The organism is Geobacillus sp. 46C-IIa (assembly GCF_014679505.1).
Taxonomy (GTDB): Bacteria; Bacillota; Bacilli; order Bacillales; family Anoxybacillaceae; genus Geobacillus.
Genome location: NZ_CP061474.1, coordinates 687,944 through 706,565 on the forward strand (window position 1 = coordinate 687,944; position 18,622 = coordinate 706,565).

At 53.8% G+C, this 18,622-nt stretch carries 18 protein-coding genes and 1 other annotated feature; of the genes, 17 read left to right on the forward strand and 1 reads right to left on the reverse strand.

What is annotated here, in order from left to right; genetic code table 11:
• The first annotated feature begins 3 nt into the window (after positions 1–3).
• Positions 4–1,776 (forward strand): excinuclease ABC subunit UvrC, encoded by a 1,773-nt coding sequence (gene uvrC, locus IC803_RS03510; protein ID WP_081208596.1) that lies wholly within the window; start codon positions 4–6, stop codon positions 1,774–1,776.
• A gap of 88 nt (positions 1,777–1,864) precedes the next feature.
• Here the strand turns inward: uvrC and IC803_RS03515 are convergent, their stop codons facing one another.
• Positions 1,865–2,317, reverse strand: a complete 453-nt coding sequence (locus tag IC803_RS03515) for a YslB family protein (protein ID WP_081208594.1) — start codon at positions 2,315–2,317, stop codon at positions 1,865–1,867.
• A 242-nt stretch (positions 2,318–2,559) separates the two neighbouring features.
• Here IC803_RS03515 and IC803_RS03520 point away from each other — a divergent pair, with 242 nt between their 5' ends.
• From IC803_RS03520 to leuB, 16 genes are all read left to right on the forward strand, one after another.
• Positions 2,560–3,168 carry a succinate dehydrogenase cytochrome b558 subunit gene (locus tag IC803_RS03520; RefSeq protein ID WP_081208592.1) on the forward strand — a complete coding sequence of 203 codons (609 nt, stop codon included), beginning with the start codon at positions 2,560–2,562 and terminating at the stop codon, positions 3,166–3,168.
• Between the two features lie 165 nt (positions 3,169–3,333).
• Positions 3,334–5,091, forward strand: coding sequence for a succinate dehydrogenase flavoprotein subunit (sdhA, locus tag IC803_RS03525; protein WP_081208590.1), 1,758 nt, complete (start codon positions 3,334–3,336; stop codon positions 5,089–5,091).
• Position 5,092: 1 nt separating this feature from the next.
• Entirely contained in the window at positions 5,093–5,854 is a 762-nt protein-coding gene (gene sdhB / locus IC803_RS03530; protein ID WP_081208588.1) for a succinate dehydrogenase iron-sulfur subunit, read from the forward strand.
• Positions 5,855–6,114: 260 nt separating this feature from the next.
• Positions 6,115–6,339 carry a helix-turn-helix domain-containing protein gene (locus IC803_RS03535; RefSeq protein WP_008881129.1) on the forward strand — a complete coding sequence of 75 codons (225 nt, stop codon included), beginning with the start codon at positions 6,115–6,117 and terminating at the stop codon, positions 6,337–6,339.
• A gap of 210 nt (positions 6,340–6,549) precedes the next feature.
• The gene (locus tag IC803_RS03540) at positions 6,550–6,993 is read left to right on the forward strand and encodes a MarR family winged helix-turn-helix transcriptional regulator (protein ID WP_081208586.1); all 444 of its coding nucleotides are present in this window, start codon (positions 6,550–6,552) and stop codon (positions 6,991–6,993) included.
• Positions 6,994–7,002: 9 nt separating this feature from the next.
• Positions 7,003–7,797, forward strand: a complete 795-nt coding sequence (racE, locus tag IC803_RS03545; RefSeq protein WP_081208584.1) for a glutamate racemase — start codon at positions 7,003–7,005, stop codon at positions 7,795–7,797.
• A gap of 105 nt (positions 7,798–7,902) precedes the next feature.
• Positions 7,903–8,979: a GerMN domain-containing protein gene (locus IC803_RS03550; protein WP_081208582.1), complete on the forward strand. Its 1,077-nt coding sequence runs from the start codon at positions 7,903–7,905 to the stop codon at positions 8,977–8,979.
• Between the two features lie 218 nt (positions 8,980–9,197).
• On the forward strand, positions 9,198–9,971 hold the full coding sequence (gene rph / locus IC803_RS03555; RefSeq protein WP_081208580.1) for a ribonuclease PH: 774 nt from the start codon (positions 9,198–9,200) through the stop codon (positions 9,969–9,971).
• Positions 9,968–10,588 (forward strand): XTP/dITP diphosphatase, encoded by a 621-nt coding sequence (locus tag IC803_RS03560; RefSeq protein ID WP_081208578.1) that lies wholly within the window; start codon positions 9,968–9,970, stop codon positions 10,586–10,588. Before rph ends, IC803_RS03560 begins: the two co-directional genes overlap by 4 nt.
• Positions 10,585–11,094, forward strand: a complete 510-nt coding sequence (locus tag IC803_RS03565; RefSeq protein WP_081208576.1) for a metallophosphoesterase family protein — start codon at positions 10,585–10,587, stop codon at positions 11,092–11,094. The genes IC803_RS03560 and IC803_RS03565 overlap by 4 nt, the downstream gene beginning before the upstream one ends.
• Positions 11,095–11,399: 305 nt before the next feature.
• Positions 11,400–12,299 (forward strand): branched-chain-amino-acid transaminase, encoded by a 900-nt coding sequence (gene ilvE, locus IC803_RS03570; protein ID WP_063165093.1) that lies wholly within the window; start codon positions 11,400–11,402, stop codon positions 12,297–12,299.
• A gap of 22 nt (positions 12,300–12,321) precedes the next feature.
• Positions 12,322–12,588 (forward strand) — a binding site (T-box leader).
• Positions 12,589–12,659: 71 nt separating this feature from the next.
• Positions 12,660–14,393 (forward strand): acetolactate synthase large subunit, encoded by a 1,734-nt coding sequence (ilvB, locus tag IC803_RS03575; RefSeq protein ID WP_081208651.1) that lies wholly within the window; start codon positions 12,660–12,662, stop codon positions 14,391–14,393.
• Complete coding sequence (gene ilvN, locus IC803_RS03580; protein WP_081208574.1) at positions 14,372–14,890, forward strand: acetolactate synthase small subunit; 519 nt, start codon at positions 14,372–14,374, stop codon at positions 14,888–14,890. The genes ilvB and ilvN overlap by 22 nt, the downstream gene beginning before the upstream one ends.
• 36 nt (positions 14,891–14,926) lie before the next feature.
• Positions 14,927–15,952: a ketol-acid reductoisomerase gene (ilvC, locus tag IC803_RS03585; RefSeq protein ID WP_081208572.1), complete on the forward strand. Its 1,026-nt coding sequence runs from the start codon at positions 14,927–14,929 to the stop codon at positions 15,950–15,952.
• Entirely contained in the window at positions 15,939–17,486 is a 1,548-nt protein-coding gene (locus IC803_RS03590; protein ID WP_081208570.1) for a 2-isopropylmalate synthase, read from the forward strand. The genes ilvC and IC803_RS03590 overlap by 14 nt, the downstream gene beginning before the upstream one ends.
• Positions 17,487–17,502: 16 nt before the next feature.
• Positions 17,503–18,618, forward strand: coding sequence for a 3-isopropylmalate dehydrogenase (gene leuB / locus IC803_RS03595; protein WP_081208568.1), 1,116 nt, complete (start codon positions 17,503–17,505; stop codon positions 18,616–18,618).
• The last annotated feature ends 4 nt before the right edge of the window (positions 18,619–18,622 follow it).

Sequence of the window (18,622 nt, forward strand, 5' to 3'; positions counted from 1 at the left end):
GCCATGAACGACCGGCTGAAGGAAAAGCTGTCCGTGCTCCCGGAACAGCCGGGCTGCTATTTAATGAAAGACAAACACGGAACGGTCATTTACGTCGGCAAGGCGAAGTCGCTGAAAGCGCGCGTCCGCTCCTATTTTACTGGGACGCATGACGGCAAAACGCAGCGGCTCGTCGAGGAAATCGCCGATTTTGAATATATCGTCACCTCGTCAAACGCCGAGGCGCTCATTTTGGAAATGAACTTGATTAAAAAGCATGATCCGAAATACAACGTCATGCTGAAAGATGATAAAAGCTACCCGTTTATTAAAATTACCGCGGAAACGCACCCGCGCTTGCTCATTACCCGCAAAGTGAAAAAAGACGGCGGCAAATATTTCGGCCCGTACCCGAACGTGCAGGCGGCGAATGAGACGAAAAAGCTGCTTGACCGTTTGTATCCGCTCCGCAAATGTTCGACGCTGCCTTCGCGCGTCTGTTTGTATTACCATATGGGCCAGTGCCTGGCCCCGTGCGTTTACCCGGTGCCGGACGAGCAAAACAAGGCGATGGTCGAGCAAATCGTTCGCTTTTTAAACGGCGGTTATGAGGAAGCAAAGCGGGAGTTGACGGAAAAAATGCATCAGGCGGCTGAAGCGCTCGAGTTTGAGCGGGCGAAAGAATACCGCGACCAAATCGCGGCGATTGAGATGACGATGGAAAAACAAAAAATGATGTTCAACGATTTCATCGATCGCGATGTGTTCGGCTATGCATATGACAAAGGCTGGATGTGCGTGCAAGTGTTTTTCCTCCGCCAAGGGAAGCTGATCGAGCGCGATGTATCCATTTTCCCGCTTTACCAAGACCCGGATGAGGAAATGCTTACGTTTTTAGGCCAGTTTTATGCGAAGGCGCACCATTTGAAGCCAAAGGAAGTCGTCTTGCCGGCCGACATCGACGGCGAGCTCGTCCGCGAACTGCTTGGCGTCCATGTCGTTCAGCCGAAAAAAGGGAAGAAAAAAGAACTTGTCGAACTGGCGAACAAAAACGCCGCCATCGCCTTGAAAGAAAAGTTTTATTTTATTGAGCGCGATGAAGAGCGGACGATCAAGGCGGTCGACCGGCTCGGGGAGCGGCTCGGCATTCCGGCGCCGCGCCGCATCGAGGCGTTTGACAACTCGAACATATACGGGGCTGACCCGGTCTCAGCGCTCGTTGTCTTCCTTGACGGCAAGCCGGCGAAAAAAGAGTACCGCAAATATAAGGTGAAAACAGTTGAAGGGCCGAACGACTATGAGTCGATGCGCGAAGTCGTGCGCCGCCGCTATACGCGCGTGCTGAAAGAAGGGCTGCCGCTTCCCGATTTGATCATTATCGACGGCGGCAAAGGCCATTTGTCCGCGGTGCGCGATGTGTTGGAAAACGAGCTCGGCCTCGATGTGCCGCTCGCCGGGCTGGCGAAAGACGAAAAACACCGTACCTCAGAGCTGTTGGCCGGCGATCCGCCAGCTGTCGTGCCGCTTGACCGGCAAAGCCAAGAGTTTTATTTGCTGCAGCGCATTCAAGATGAAGTGCACCGGTTTGCGGTCACATTCCACCGTCAGACGCGGCAGAAGACGATGTTCCATTCCGTGCTCGATGACATCCCCGGCGTCGGAGCAAAACGGAAAAAGGCGCTATTAAACTATTTTGGTTCGGTGAAAAAGATGAAAGAAGCGACGATTGAAGAGTTGCAACAGGCGAACATCCCGCGGGCGGTGGCGGAGAAAATTTACGAGAAGCTGCATGAATAGCGGTGAAAAGGGCGTCCCGTAGGCGCGGGGCGCCCTTTGTTGCCCTTGCTGAGAAGCCATTGCTTCGACTATAGACGACTAGCGGTGATCAATCAATGGTTTGTTTCCGGTCCCACTTCACTAAAATGCGCGCCTTGCCTGCCTGTTTTGCCGGCAATTCGACCGCTTCGGTGACGAATCGTTTTTGCTGCTCAATTTGTTGGGCGAGAAACCCGGCTTCGAGCTGAAAGGTGTAGCTGTCGTATAAGGAAAGGCGGGCGGAGACAATCGGACCGGACAGCTCGATGTGCAGTTCATCTTTCCGCTCCTCGCCGGCCGACAGCGTCCCCCAGCCAGCCCGCTCAAAAAAGACGGCGATGTCCTCCATTGTAGCGAGCGGATAGCGGCGCGCCAGCTGCTTGCCGGCCCAGTACAAAAGGGCGGCGCCATCTTTGCCTAGCAGCTCGGGAAGAAGCGAATGGCGGAGCAGCTCAGCGCCGAATGCGGAAAGCGTGATCGATCCAAACGTTTCATACTGTTCCTCTAACCGTGGCTGTTTCATCGTCTTCCCCTCTTTCTATCCATTTCCTCATTATAGCTGAACTGCCGACGGCCTGCACCCCCTTTCTTCAGAAAGGGCAAATATGAGAATGTTTGAACATTTTGTGGCGATGTTTTCTTGACGCTTGTACGATGTGGGAGTACAATGAATGTGACAAAGCGAATATGGAAATGGAAGGCGTTTCTGTTTCCGTTCTGCAACGAGGGGCACACATTTTATTACTAGTCAAAGGGGGTTTACATATGGCAGGGAATCGCGAGTTTTACTACCGCCGGCTCCATTCGCTGCTTGGGGTTATTCCCGTTGGCGTTTTTTTAGTGCAGCACTTGATCGTCAACCATTTTGCGACGCGCGGGCCGGAAGCGTTTAACCGGGCGGCTTCGTTCATGGAACATTTGCCGTTCCGCATTCTCTTGGAAATTTTCATTATTTTTCTTCCGCTGCTGTTCCATGCTGTATACGGCATCTATATCGCGTTTACAGCGAAGTTCAACACCCGCCAGTACGGCTATTTCCGCAACTGGATGTTTATGCTTCAGCGGATCACGGGCATCATTACGTTGATTTTTGTCGTCTGGCATGTGTATGAAACAAGGGTGCAAGCCGCGTTTGGCGCCGAAGTGAACTATGATATGATGGCGAACATCGTCGATAATCCGTTCATGCTTTGGTTTTATATTATCGGAATTTTATCAACCGTATTTCACTTTGCCAACGGCTTATGGTCGTTCTTTGTCAGCTGGGGGTTAACGGTGTCTCCTCGTTCACAGCAAGTGTTTACGTACATTACGATGATCATCTTTGTTGCGCTTTCGATTGTCGGGATTCGCGCCATTTTAGCATTTGCGTAGGACAAGCTTTCCATTCGGGACGTTTTGGACATGAACGCTGCGTTGGCTCGTAACGGATCACGCTGCAGCCGTTCGCCGAACGATCGCTTGGTCGATGGGGCGAACCGGCGGGGCAAATCGTCGATAGTGAAGCAAAAGCAGCAATTTTCTAGGGAGTGAGTAGCCATGAAAAAAGGAAAAATCATCGTTGTTGGCGGCGGCTTGGCCGGCTTGATGGCCACGATTAAAATCGCCGAAGCAGGAGTGCCTGTCGAGTTGTTTTCGCTCGTTCCGGTAAAGCGTTCTCACTCCGTCTGTGCCCAAGGCGGCATTAACGGAGCGGTCAATACGAAAGGGGAAGGCGACTCGCCGTGGGAACATTTTGACGACACCGTCTACGGCGGCGATTTTTTGGCGAACCAGCCCCCGGTCAAAGCGATGTGCGAAGCGGCGCCGGGGATCATTTACATGCTTGACCGGATGGGCGTCATGTTCAACCGCACGCCGGAAGGATTGCTCGACTTCCGCCGTTTCGGGGGAACGCAGCATCACCGCACGGCTTATGCCGGGGCAACGACAGGACAGCAAATTTTGTATGCCCTTGACGAGCAAGTGCGCCGCCATGAAGTGGCTGGGCTTGTGACAAAATATGAACATTGGGAATTTTTGGGTGTTGTTTTGGATGACGAACAAATTTGCCGCGGCATTGTCGCGCAAGACTTGCGTTCCATGGAAATTAAAGCGTTTCCTGCCGATGCCGTCATTTTGGCGACCGGCGGCCCTGGGATCATTTTCGGAAAATCGACGAACTCGGTCATCAATACCGGTTCGGCGGCATCGATCGCCTATCAGCAAGGCGTCTACTATGCAAACGGCGAGTTTATCCAAATCCATCCGACCGCGATTCCAGGTGACGACAAACTCCGCCTGATGAGCGAATCGGCGCGCGGGGAAGGTGGGCGCGTCTGGACGTACAAAGACGGAAAACCGTGGTACTTCCTTGAAGAAAAATACCCGGCTTACGGGAACTTAGTGCCGCGCGACATCGCTGCCCGGGAAATTTTCCATGTGTGCGTCGACTTGAAGCTCGGCATTAACGGGGAAAACATGGTGTATTTGGATCTTTCCCATAAAGATCCGAAAGAGCTGGATATTAAGCTCGGCGGCATTATTGAAATTTACGAGAAATTCATGGGCGAAGACCCGCGCAAAGTGCCGATGAAAGTGTTTCCTGCTGTTCACTATTCAATGGGCGGCTTATGGGTCGACTATGACCAAATGACAAACATTAAAGGGCTGTTTGCCGCCGGTGAGTGCGATTACTCCATTCATGGCGCCAACCGCCTCGGCGCGAACTCGCTCTTATCGGCCATTTATGGCGGAATGGTCGCCGGTCCGAACGCGGTCCGCTACATCCGCGGTCTTGAAAAATCGGCTGACGCGCTGCCGTCGGCGCTGTTTGATGGCTACGTCAAACAAGAACAAGAAAAGTGGGAAAACATCTTGGCGATGGACGGCACGGAAAACGCCTATGTGCTGCATAAAGAGCTCGGCGAATGGATGACAGCGAACGTGACGATCGTCCGCTACAACGACCGGCTGCTGAAAACGGACGAAAAAATTCAAGAGTTGATGGAGCGGTACAAAAACATCAGCGTCACCGACACGGCGAAGTGGAGCAACCAAGGGGCGACGTTTATCCGTCAGCTGTACAACATGCTGCAGCTTGCCCGCGTCATCACGCTTGGCGCGTATCATCGCAACGAAAGCCGTGGAGCGCACTACAAACCGGAGTTTCCGGAGCGCAATGACGAAGAGTGGCTGAAAACGACGATGGCTCGCTATACGCCAGACGGTCCGGCGTTCCATTACGAAGAGGTTGATGTTTCGTTGATCAAGCCGCGCAAACGCGACTACAGCAAAAAGAAAGAGGAAGTGAAGTAAGATGAGCGAGAACAAAACGGTTCGATTCATCATTACGCGCCAAGATCGTCCGGACTCTGCGCCATATGAAGAAGAGTTTGTCATCCCGTACCGCCCGAACATGAACGTCATTTCGGCGCTCATGGAAATTCGCCGCAACCCGGTCAACGCCAAAGGCGAAAAAACGACACCGGTCGTTTGGGAAATGAACTGTTTGGAAGAAGTGTGCGGAGCATGTTCGATGGTGATTAACGGCAAGCCGCGCCAAGCGTGTGCGGCCTTGGTCGACCAGCTCGAGCAGCCGATCCGCCTCGAGCCGATGCGCACGTTCCCGGTCATCCGCGACTTGGCGATCGACCGGAGTCGGATGTTTGACGCCTTAAAGAGAGTGAAAGCATGGATTCCGATCGACGGGACGTATGATTTAGGTCCTGGCCCGCGCATGCCGGAGCGGAAACGGCAGTGGGCTTACGAGTTGTCAAAATGCATGACGTGCGGCGTTTGCCTTGAAGCGTGTCCAAACGTCAACAGCAAGTCGAACTTTATCGGCCCGGCGCCGCTGTCGCAAGTGCGGCTGTTTAACGCCCATCCGACCGGGGCGATGCATAAAGCGGAACGGCTGCGGGCCATTATGGGTGACGGCGGGTTGGCGAACTGCGGCAACTCGCAAAACTGTGTGCAATCGTGCCCGAAAGGCATTCCGCTGACAACGTCGATCGCCGCTTTAAACCGCGATACGACCATTCAAATGTTCCGCGATTTCTTCGGGAGCGACGAAGCATAACGATAGGATCTCCATCCCCTTCATGGGCAGCCATGAAGGGGATTTGTTGTTTCACTAGGCGCCGGATGGCAACCGCCTCCTGGGCGGACGCAGCCTGCCCACCGTTGTCCCGGCGAATGGGAAGAGTGAAGAAAAAAGACCCATTTTTCTATTAGATAAGCAAGTTTTCGTCACCGCCGCCCTTGCTCTCACATACTATATGGTGAGTAAATACCCATCCGGCAGTTCGGGCCCATTGAGAGCAAGGAGGGTTACAACCGTTGAAGGATAAATCGTTTCAATCGAAGCCGCTGTTGACAAAGAGAGAAAAAGAAGTCTTCGAATTGCTCGTGCAAGACAAGACGACGAAGGAGATCGCTAAAGAGCTGTTCATCAGCGAGAAAACTGTTCGCAACCATATTTCGAATGCGATGCAAAAGCTTGGGGTCAAGGGGCGCTCGCAAGCTGTCATTGAATTGCTTCGAATGGGCGAACTTGAACTATAAACGATGCCGGCTTTCCCTTTTCGGATGGCCGGCTGTTATGTTCCTTTGCGGCCGGACGAGGCTTGATTGCCCGTTCGGCCTTCGTTCGCGGCGGAGGCCGCATTTTTGTATTGATTATGTCCCTGGGTGTTGTAAAATGAAAAATAGAATAGGATTGACACGGGCCGCCGCTTCGGGGCTAGGCCGCGAAAACGATCAAGGGGAGATTGTATGCCGTCTGCAATGAATGATAAAACGGTTGCCGAGTTGGAAAAATTGCTTCGTTATATCGCCGCTAACTTAAAACAACGCGGCCGCGAAATTTTAACGAATTACCCGATCACCCCTCCGCAGTTTGTCGCTTTGCAGTGGCTGCTTGAAGAAGGGGACTTGACGGTTGGCGAGTTATCGAACAAAATGTATTTGGCGTGCAGCACGACGACCGATTTGATTGACCGCATGGAACGGAACGGCCTTGTCAGCAGAATCCGCGACGAACATGACCGCCGCGTCGTCCGCATCCATCTGTTGGAAAAGGGAGAGCGCATCATCGAGGAGGTTATCGAAAAACGCCAGCGCGATTTGGCAAGAGTGCTAGAGAATTTTTCGGACGAGGAAATCGTCTTCTTGGAACGCTGTTTACGCAAGTTGCATCAAGAAATGAACAAAGAATGAGGCGATCACTTGGAAAGAGCAATTGGTGTCATTGACTCAGGAGTTGGCGGCTTAACAGTCGCCAAGGAAATTATGCGGCAGCTGCCGAAAGAGCGAATCATTTACCTCGGCGACACAGCCCGGTGTCCATACGGGCCTCGTCCGGTCGAAGAAATTCGTCAGTTTACGTGGCAGATGATTCATTATTTGCGGCAATATCCACTGAAAATGCTTGTTATCGCCTGCAACACGGCGACCGCTGTCGTGCTTGACGAGGTGCGGGCGAAGATTGACATCCCGGTGCTTGGCGTCGTTCATCCCGGCGCCCGCGCCGCCTTGAAGGCGACGAAAAGCGGGCATATCGGCGTGATCGGCACCGTCGGGACGGTCAGAAGCAAAGCGTATGAAAAAGCGCTCCAATCGATCAACCCGCACGTTCGTGTCGAAAGCTTGGCCTGTCCGAAGTTCGTCCCGCTTGTCGAAAGCGGCGATTTTGAAGGGGAGAAGGCGGTGGCGATTGTCGCCGAATCGCTTGCTCCGCTGCGTCCGAGGCCGATTGATGTGCTCATTTTAGGGTGCACGCATTACCCGTTGCTGGCTCCGCTCATTCGGGCGTATATGGGCAAAAAGGTGAAACTCATCTGCTCCGGCGATGAAACGGCCCGCGAAGTGAGCACGATTTTGCATCATAGCCACCTCCTTTACACCGGCAGGCGCGAACCGGAGCATTTGTTTTTCACGACCGGATCGAAAGAACTGTTTGAAAAGATTTCAGGAAAATGGTTTGGCAAATCGATCGGCAAAGTCGAGGCGATTCGCCTGTGACCGAAAAAATCCTTTAGCGCGTGGACGCTAAAGGATTTTTTTATTCTATTTTGGCAACCGGCTCGTATACATAGTAGTACAAACTACGAGTAGGAGGGAACGTCAATGGGCAAACGGACGGTTCATAGATGGACAGCGCCGGTGCTCGCTTCGCTTTTGCTGCTTGGCGGCTGCGGTTTGTTTGGCAATGATGAGGCGGTGAAGGAGATCGATCCGCCGCAAGAAACGAGCTATGTCAAAGACGGCCAGGCGCTCCAAGAGGCAACGGGGGACAAAAAGGGAGGAAAAGAGGAAGCGAAGGCTGCCGAGACGGTGAAGAGGGAATTATACTTAATTGACAAAAATGGCTTCGTCGTGCCGCAAACAGTAGAGTTGCCGAAAACGCAGGCAGTCGCAAAACAAGTGCTCGAATATTTAGTCGAGGACGGCCCGGTATCCGAAGTGTTGCCAAATGGCTTCCGCGCCGTCATTCCGGCAGGCACGACTGTGCTTGGCACAAAACTGGAAAAAGACGGGACGTTGATCGCCGACTTTTCGCCGGAATTTAAGCAATACAAACCAGAGGATGAAAAGCGGATTTTGCAAGCCATTACGTGGACATTGACCCAATTTGACAACATTAAGCGCGTCAAAATTCGGATTAACGGCTATGACCAAGAGGTGATGCCGGTCAATAAAACACCGATCCAAGACGGAGTCAGCCGGGCGGACGGCATCAATATCGAGGCGAGCGGCGTGCCGGACATTACGAATACGCACCCGGTCACGGTTTATTTTGTCGCCCAGCAGGGGGACAACACATATTATGTGCCGGTGACAAGACGCGTGTCCAATAAAGAAAAGGACGATATCGCTGCGGCGATCAATGAGCTCATCCAAGGGCCGGACCACGGCAGCGGGCTTGTTGGCGTCTTTCAGCCGGATGCCAAGCTTGTCGATGCCCCGAAATATGAAGATGGCAAAGTGACGCTCAACTTTAACGAGGGCATTTATGGAAGCAACAAGAAAAACGTGATTTCCGATGTCGTATTACATTCGCTTGTGCTGTCGCTCACCGAGCAAAATGGGGTTGAAAGCGTGGCGATCACCGTCAACGGCAAAGCCGATCTCGTCACCGAAGATGGCAAGCCGCTTACGAAACCGGTCACCCGGCCGCAAAACGTCAATACCGGGACATTTTAACAAGCTGGAAACGAAGGGACCATTATGGTATAACAAAGAGGTGGAAACGTATTCCGCCTCTTTGTTTTTTTATGAAAGCGGCGGAACGCTTCCGCTGAGGAAGCGCGATAAAAGTGGGAAAGATGTGCTTTGCACCGTCTAGGATTCGCTCGCAAGGGCAGGCTGACGCTAGGCGGCCCAAGCGGGAGCCATCCAAGGAGAAAAAAGGAGGATTGTCGATGAGAACGGACGGACGAAACAACCGTGAGCTTCGCCCTGTACATATACAACCGCATTATATGAAGCATGCCGAAGGTTCGGTTTTGATTGAAATCGGCGACACGAAAGTGATTTGCACGGCGACGGTTGAAGAGAGAGTGCCGCCGTTTATGCGCGGCGGAGGGAAAGGCTGGATTACGGCTGAATATGGGATGCTGCCGCGGGCGACAGAACAGCGGAATGCAAGGGAAGCCAGCAAAGGGAAAGTGTCAGGGCGGACGATGGAAATTCAGCGTCTGATCGGCCGGGCGCTTCGCTCGGTCGTTGAGCTGGAACAGCTCGGCGAGCGGACCGTCTGGATTGACTGCGACGTCATTCAAGCAGACGGCGGAACGCGGACGGCGTCGATTACCGGTGCGTATGTGGCGCTCGTGCTGGCGCTCTCTAAGCTTGTTGAGGAAGGGAAGCTTGCATCGCTTCCGGTTCGCGATTTTCTCGCTGCCACCTCCGTTGGCATCGATCCTGAACACGGGGTCATTCTCGATTTAAATTACGGCGAGGATGCCCGCGCGAAAGTCGACATGAACGTCGTCATGACTGGAGCCGGCCAGTTTGTCGAAATTCAAGGCACCGGGGAGGAAGCATCCTTTTCGCGCGCCGAGCTAGAGGAGTTGCTCGAGGCGGCGCAGATGGGCATTGAACAGCTCATCGCCATTCAGCGCCGCGTATTGGGCGAGCAGGCGGCCCGCATCGGAGTGAAGCAGGAAGCAGAACGGGGGGAGAAGGCGGAATGAAGGAGATCATTATTGCTACGAAAAATGCCGGTAAAGCGCGCGAGTTTGCCGCCTTGTTTGCCAAGCGGGGCATCGAAGTGAAATCGCTCCTTGGTTTTCCGGACGTTCCGGATGTCGAAGAAACGGGGAGCACATTTGCCGAAAATGCCAAATTAAAAGCTGAGGCGGTGTGCCAACGCTTGCAACGGCCGGTCATCGCCGATGATTCCGGGCTTGCCGTTGATGCGCTCGGCGGTCGGCCGGGCGTCCATTCAGCCCGCTACGCCGGGGAAGACAAAAACGATGCGCGCAACATCGCTAAGCTGCTTCATGAGCTTGACGGAGTGCCGATGGAGAAGCGCACCGCCCGCTTTCATTGCGCGCTGGCCGTCGCCATTCCCGGGCGGCCGACCGTCATCGTCGAGGCGACGTGTGACGGTTATATCGCCGAAGCGCCGCGTGGAGAGGGCGGTTTTGGATATGACCCTGTCTTTTATCTTCCCGAGCGGAGGAAAACGATGGCCGAACTTTCGCCGGAAGAGAAAAATGCCATCAGCCATCGGGCGAAGGCGCTGGCGAAGCTGAATGAGCAATGGGACGAGATCATGGCCGAAAACGAAAAGGGGCGGACGGAATGAAAGCGGTCATTGTCAGTGACAGCCATGGGCTGACCGCCGAGCTCGCTCAAATTGTGTCGCGCCATCGCCATGAAGCGGATTTGTTCATTCATTGCGGGGATTCCGAGCTGCCGGCGGAAGCGGATGAGATCGCCCCGTTTGCAGTCGTGCGCGGCAATTGCGATTGGACAGCGGTGTTTCCCGACGAGCGAACCGAGGAGGCAGGCGGCGTCCGCTTCTTTGTCACCCACGGCCACTTATACGGCGTGAAAACGTCGCTTTTACGTTTATATTATCGGGCGAAAGAAACAGGGGCCAACGTCGCTTGCTTCGGCCACTCCCACCTCGCCGGCGCCGAGCGAATCGATGAGGTGTTGTTCATCAATCCAGGCAGCATCGCCTTGCCGCGCGGGAGAAAAGAAAAAACATATGCGGTGCTGACAGTCGGCAAAGGCCAAGCGCTTGTTCAGTTTTATGATGTGGCCGGGCGTGCGATCCCGGGCTTGGAACAAACGTTTTCCTTCTAGGCGGACAAGTGTCCAGGCGGACAAGTGTCCGCTTTTTTATTTTTCTGCGCCTCTCCCTCCTCTTTCTAACTAATCTTATTTGCCCCCTGTCGCTGGGAGAAAAATTTTTTAAAAATCAGCAAATCCTTGATTCTATCACATTGTAAGCGTATACAAGTAGTTTGATCAATCAAAATTTTCAAAAAACGTTATTGACGGCGGGAAAGTTTAGGATTATTATAATTTTCAAATAAGAGAAACGACTCAAACCCATCATCGAGCCGTTCGAAGCAACTGTTGACTGATCAAGGAAGAGGGGAACCGAAGTGGGCGAACAATGGATCTATTTAAACGGAGAATTTGTAACGAAAGAAAACGCAAAAATATCAGTTTATGACCACGGATTTTTGTATGGGGACGGCGTGTTTGAAGGCATTCGCGTCTATAGCGGCAACGTATTCCGCCTAGAAGAACATATAGATCGGCTGTACAACTCCGCGAAGTCCATTTTGCTGAACATCCCGTACACGAAAGATGAAATGATTGACCGCGTGCTCGAAACCATCCGCCGCAACGGCTACCAAGATGCGTACATCCGCCTTGTCGTTTCGCGCGGAGTCGGCGATTTGGGGCTCGATCCGTATAAATGCAAAACGCCGCAAATCGTCATTATCGTTGAGCCACTGGCACTCTTCCCAAAACATTTATATGAAACGGGCATCGAAGTGGTGACAGTGGCGACGCGCCGCAACCGCTCTGACGTGTTGAGCCCGAAAGTCAAATCGCTCAACTATTTGAACAATGTTCTCGTGAAGATCGAAGCGCATTTGGCCAACGTCAGCGAAGCGCTCATTTTAAATGACCAAGGATATGTAGCTGAAGGTTCTGGGGATAACGTCTTCATCATCAAAAACGGCGTCGTTTACACGCCGCCGGGGTATGTCGGAGCGCTTGAAGGCATTACGCGCCAGGCGATTATCGAAATTGCCGAGGATCTCGGCTATACGGTCAAAGAAGAGCCATTTACCCGCCATGATGTATATGTCGCAGATGAAGTGTTTTTAACCGGGACGGCGGCCGAAGTCATTTCCGTCATCAAAGTTGACGGTCGGACGATCGGCGATGGAACGCCTGGTCCGCATACGAAGCGGCTTCTTGAAGAATTTCGCCGCCGCGTTGTTGCCGAAGGAGTTAAAGTATATCCGACTAACGCCAATGTCGGTTAAGCGGCAATGACAATTGCATACGGAAAAAGCGTTGACGAGGATAAGTAGTCAGCGGGGCCAACATCCACAGAGAGCCGGGGGAGCTGGGAACCGGTGATGTTGCCGCTTGATGAACTCACCTCTGAGCGCCAGCCTGAACGCCAAACGGCTAGTAGGGTTGGACGGGTGGAGACGCGCGCTTCACCCGTTACGAAAACGAGCGGCTGGCTTCGGCCGGTTGCTCCTAAGGCGGCCGTGATGGCCGTGAAGAAGGGTGGTACCGCGGAAAGGAAACCTTTTCGCCCCTTTGGCTGGGAAAGTCCGGCCATGGAGGGTGAAAAGGTTTTTTATATGGATGACAAACAACGGGGAGGATCGAAGATGGCAAAGATGAAAGTGGAGGAACAAGCGAAGACGAAGGAGAGAATGAGCGGGTCGCTGATGTTGATTGAAGCGCTGAAGGCGGAAAACGTCGAAGTCATTTTCGGCTATCCGGGCGGCGCGGTGCTGCCGCTTTATGACGAGCTGTATAAAGCCGGCGTGTTTCACGTGTTAACGCGCCATGAGCAAGGGGCCATCCATGCGGCGGAAGGGTACGCGCGCATTTCCGGGAAACCCGGGGTTGTCATCGCCACCTCCGGCCCGGGGGCGACAAACATCGTCACCGGGTTGACGGACGCGATGATGGATTCGCTGCCGCTCGTTGTCTTTACCGGGCAAGTAGCGACGAGCGTCATCGGCTCGGATGCATTTCAAGAGGCGGACGTCGTTGGGATTACGATGCCGATCACAAAGCATAACTATCAAGTGCGCGACATCAGCGAGCTGCCGAAAATCATTAAAGAAGCGTTTCATATTGCGACGACCGGGCGGCCAGGGCCGGTGTTGATCGACATTCCAAAAGATGTGACGACGGCCGAAGGGGAGTTTGACTACGATCAAGACGTTCATCTGCCCGGCTATCAGCCGACGACACAGCCGAACCATTGGCAAATCCGGCGGCTCGTCGAGGCGGTCAGCCAGTCGAAGCGCCCGGTCATTTTAGCCGGCGCCGGCGTCTTGCACGCCAACGCGGCCGATGAACTGCGACAATATGCAGAGCAACAAAACATCCCGGTCGTCCATACGCTCCTTGGCCTCGGCGGCTTCCCGGCTGACCACCCGCTTTTCCTCGGCATGGCCGGCATGCACGGGACCTATACGGCGAATATGGCGCTGTATGAATGCGACTTGCTCATCAACATCGGCGCCCGCTTCGACGACCGGGTTACCGGCAATTTAAAATATTTTGCGCCAAAGGCGACGGTCGCCCATATTGACATCGACCCGGCGGAAATCGGCAAAAACGTGCCGACGAAAATCCCGATCGTCAGCGATGCGAAAGCGGCCTTGCAAGAGCTGATCGACCAGCAAGGCAAACCGGCCGACACGGCGGCGTGGCTTGCCCAGCTTGATGAGTGGAAGCGGCGATTCCCGCTTTATTACGAGCCGGAAGAAGGGACGATCAAACCGCAAAAGCTCATTGAGATGATTTATGAGCTGACGGGCGGCGAAGCGATCGTTACAACCGATGTCGGCCAGCATCAAATGTGGGCGGCGCAATATTACAAGTTTAACCGGCCGAACCGCTGGGTCACATCCGGGGGGCTTGGCACGATGGGCTTCGGACTCCCGGCGGCCATCGGCGCCCAGCTTGCCGACCGGAGCGCCACGGTCGTTTCGATCGTCGGCGACGGCGGCTTCCAAATGACATTCCAAGAACTGTCGGTCATCCAAGAGCTGCAGCTGCCGATCAAAGTCGTCATCGTCAACAATCAGGCGCTCGGCATGGTGCGGCAATGGCAGGAGCTGTTTTATGACAAACGGTACTCCCATTCGCTCATTCCGAACCAGCCGGATTTCGTGAAATTGGCTGAAGCATACGGCATGCCGGGGCTGCGGGCGAAGACGGAAGCGGAAGCTGCCGAAGTATTAAAACAAGCGTTTGCCATCGACGGTCCGGTGCTGCTTGACTTCCATGTCCGCGCCGACGAAAACGTCTATCCGATGGTCGCGCCCGGAAAAGGGCTTCATGAAATGGTGGGGGTGAAAGCATGCGAAGAATTATCACAATGACCGTCAACAACCGTCCAGGCGTATTAAACCGCATCACCGGGCTGTTTACGAAGCGGCATTACAACATTGAAAGCATCACCGTCGGCCATACGGAAATCGATGGGATATCGCGGATGACATTCGTCGTCAACGTTGACGATGAACGGATCGCTGAACAAATTATTAAGCAGTTAAACAAGCAAATCGATGTGTTGAAAGTGAGTGACATCACTGACCAGGCCATCGTCGCACGCGAGCTGGCACTCGTGAAAGTGGCGGCCGCTCCGGCGATCCGTCAGGAAATTTATACGCTCATCGAACCGTTCCGCGCTTCGATCGTTGATGTGAGCAAAGACAGCCTTGTCATTCAAGTGACCGGCGAACCGGAAAAAGTCGAAGCGTTGATCGAACTGCTCCGTCCGTACGGCATCAAAGAAGTGGCGCGCACGGGTACGACTGCGTTCACCCGCGGAGCGCAAAAAGCGGCGCCCAGCCAGAAAACAGCGTTCATTATTTAACGATACTTACACTACATGACAAAGGAGAGGGTACTCATGGCAAAAGTGTACTATAACGGAGATGCAAACGAACAATATTTGCAAGGAAAAACGGTCGCTATTATCGGCTATGGTTCGCAAGGCCATGCGCATGCGCAAAACTTGCGTGACAGCGGTGTTCGCGTCATTGTCGGATTGCGAAAAGGGAAATCGTGGGAACAGGCGGAACAAGACGGCTTCGAGGTATATGCCGTTCGCGAGGCGGCGCAACAGGCCGATATCGTGATGGTGCTGCTGCCGGATGAAAAACAGCCGGCCGTTTACAAAGAAGAAATTGAACCGGAACTGAAACCGGGCAACGCGCTTGTCTTCGCCCATGGCTTCAATATTCATTTCAGCCAAATCGTCCCGCCGGAGCACGTTGACGTCTTTTTGGTCGCGCCAAAAGGCCCAGGCCATCTTGTCCGGCGCACGTATGCTGAAGGGGCGGGCGTGCCAGCGCTCATCGCCGTCTATCAAGATGTGACTGGCCATGCGAAAGAAACCGCGCTCGCCTACGCCAAAGCGATCGGCGCCACGCGGGCGGGGGTGCTTGAGACAACGTTCAAAGAAGAAACGGAAACCGATTTGTTTGGCGAGCAGGCGGTGCTTTGCGGCGGGTTGACGGCGCTCATTAAAGCCGGATTTGAAACGCTCGTTGAAGCTGGATATCAGCCGGAAGTCGCATATTTCGAATGTTTGCACGAGATGAAGCTCATCGTCGACCTCTTGTATGAGGGTGGATTGTCGTGGATGCGCTACTCGATTTCTGATACGGCGCAATGGGGCGACTTTACATCCGGACCGCGCGTCATTAACGAAGCGGTGAAAGCGGAAATGAAAAACATTTTGCATGACATTCAAACCGGTAAATTTGCAAAAGGTTGGATCTTGGAAAATCAGGCGAACCGTCCAGAGTTCAACGCCATCAATCGGCGCGAAAACGAGCATTTGATCGAGGTCGTCGGGCGCGAATTGCGGAGCATGATGCCGTTTGTGAAGGCAAAACAAAAAGAGGTGGTGGTGCCAGGTGCGAAAAATTAAGTTTTTTGATACGACGTTGCGCGACGGGGAACAATCGGCCGGTGTCAACTTAAACTTGCAAGAAAAATTGGAGATCGCCCGCCAGCTCGAGCGGCTGCAAGTCGACATTATCGAGGCGGGCTTCCCCGCCTCATCCAAAGGCGATTTTGAAGCGGTCAAACAAATCGCGGAAACGATTCGAACATGTTCGGTCACCGGATTGTCGCGCTCGGTTCGCAGCGATATTGACGCCGCTTGGGAGGCATTAAAAGGCGGCGCCGAGCCACGGTTGCATTTGTTCATCGCCACCTCGCCGATCCATATGGTGCACAAATTGCGGATGACGCCGGAGCAAGTCATTGAAGCGGCAGTGGAAGCGGTGAAATATGCCAAACGTTTCTTCCCGATCGTTCAATGGTCGGCGGAAGATGCGTGCCGGAGTGAGTTGCCGTTTTTGGCAAAAATCGTTACCGAAGTGATCAAAGCCGGCGCCTCCGTGATCAATATCCCAGATACGGTCGGCTATATTACACCAAAAGAGTATGGGGAGATCTTCCTCTATTTACGAAATAATGTTCCGAATATTAGGAATATTTCTTTGTCCGCCCATTGCCACGACGATTTAGGCATGGCGGTCATCAACTCGCTGTCGGCCATCGAGCACGGGGCGACGCAAGTCGAGTGCACGATCAACGGCATCGGCGAGCGGGCCGGCAACGCGGCGCTTGAGGAGATCGCTGTCGCCCTTCACATTCGCAAAGATTATTACCAAGTGGAAACGCGCCTCAATTTGCAAGAAATTAAGCGCACGAGCAGTCTAGTAAGCAAGCTGACCGGCATGGTCGTTCCGCCGAACAAGGCGGTTGTTGGCAAAAACGCGTTTGCCCACGAATCCGGCATTCATCAAGACGGCGTCCTAAAAGAAAAAACGACGTATGAAATCATCTCGCCGGAGCTCGTCGGTGTGCCGTCGAATTCGATGGTGCTTGGCAAACATTCCGGACGCCATGCGCTCCGCAACCGGGTCGAAGAGCTCGGCTATACGCTGTCAGAGGAAGAGATCAATCAGTTGTTCGTCCGCTTTAAAGAGCTGGCGGATAAAAAGAAAGATGTGACGGATGATGATTTGATCGCTTTAATTTTCGAAGAGAAGTTCGATCATTTCAAAGACTTTTACCAATTGTCGTCGATTCAAGTGCAGTACGGGACAAATCAAATCCCGACAGCGGTTGTTGTGTTAAAAGACGGAAAAGGAAACGACATCCAAGAAGCGGCGACCGGAGCGGGCAGCGTCGAGGCGCTGTACAACACGTTAGAGCGCTGTTTCCAAACAGCGGTGACGCTGCTAGATTACCGGATTGAATCGGTCGGGGGCGGCCGCGATGCGTTAGCGCAAGTATTTGTCAAAGTGCGCGTCAACGATGTGGAAACGAGCGGGCGCGGAACGGCGCAAGATGTGCTGGAAGCTTCAGCTAAAGCGTACATTAACGCGATGAACCGCGTGTTTATGATCGAAGCCATGCGCGCTGAAAACGAAAAAGTGGCAACACCATAAAACGGGGGGATCAAGCATGGGAAACTATCGGATTGCCGTCTTGCCGGGCGATGGCATCGGCCAAGAAGTAACATCTGGAGCGGTGGACGTATTAAAAGCGGTCGGAATCCGGTTTGGACATGAGTTTACATTCGAATACGGGTTAATCGGCGGGGCGGCGATCGATGAGGCAGGGACGCCGCTTCCGAAAGAAACGCTTCGCCTTTGCCGGCAAAGCGACGCCGTCTTGCTTGGGGCGGTCGGTGGTCCGAAGTGGGACGAAAATCCTCCGCACTTGCGCCCGGAAAAAGGGCTGCTTGCCATCCGCCAACAGCTTGAGTTATACGCGAACTTGCGGCCGGTCGTCTGCTATGACAGCTTGGCTTCCGCCTCGCCGCTAAAGCCGGATGTCATCCGCGGCGTCGATTTCATCATCGTCCGCGAATTGACCGGCGGTATTTACTTCGGCCAACCGAGCGGCCGCGTCGTGGAAAACGGAAAAGAAAAAGCGGTTGATACGCTCTTATATAAAAAGGAAGAAATCGAGCGGATCGTGCGCATGGCGTTTACGCTGGCGCGCGGCCGGAAGAAAAAAGTGACATCGGTCGACAAGGCGAATGTGCTCTCCTCAAGCCGGTTATGGCGAGAAGTGGCTGAAGAGGTGGCCAAACAATTCCCGGACGTAGAGCTTGAGCATATGCTTGTCGACAACGCGGCGATGCAACTCATCCGCGCGCCGAAGCAATTTGATGTGATCGTCACAGAAAACATGTTTGGCGACATTTTAAGTGATGAAGCATCGATGTTGTCCGGGTCGCTTGGGATGCTGCCGTCAGCCAGCCTGTCAGCTTCCGGACCGAGCTTGTATGAGCCGGTGCATGGATCGGCGCCCGATATTGCTGGCATGCGAAAGGCGAATCCGATTGCCGCCATTTTGTCAGCCGCTATGATGCTTCGCCTGTCGTTTGGGCTCACCGCCGAGGCGGAGGCGGTCGAGCATGCGGTGCAGCAAGCGCTCACCGCGGGCTTGCGCACAGCTGACCTGGCGCAAAGCAGCGGCCGCGTTGTATCGACGGATGAAATGGTTGAGGAGATCAAAACAGCCGTACTCGATTATACAGCGATCGCGCAAATTATGACCGTTTATGCATGAGACG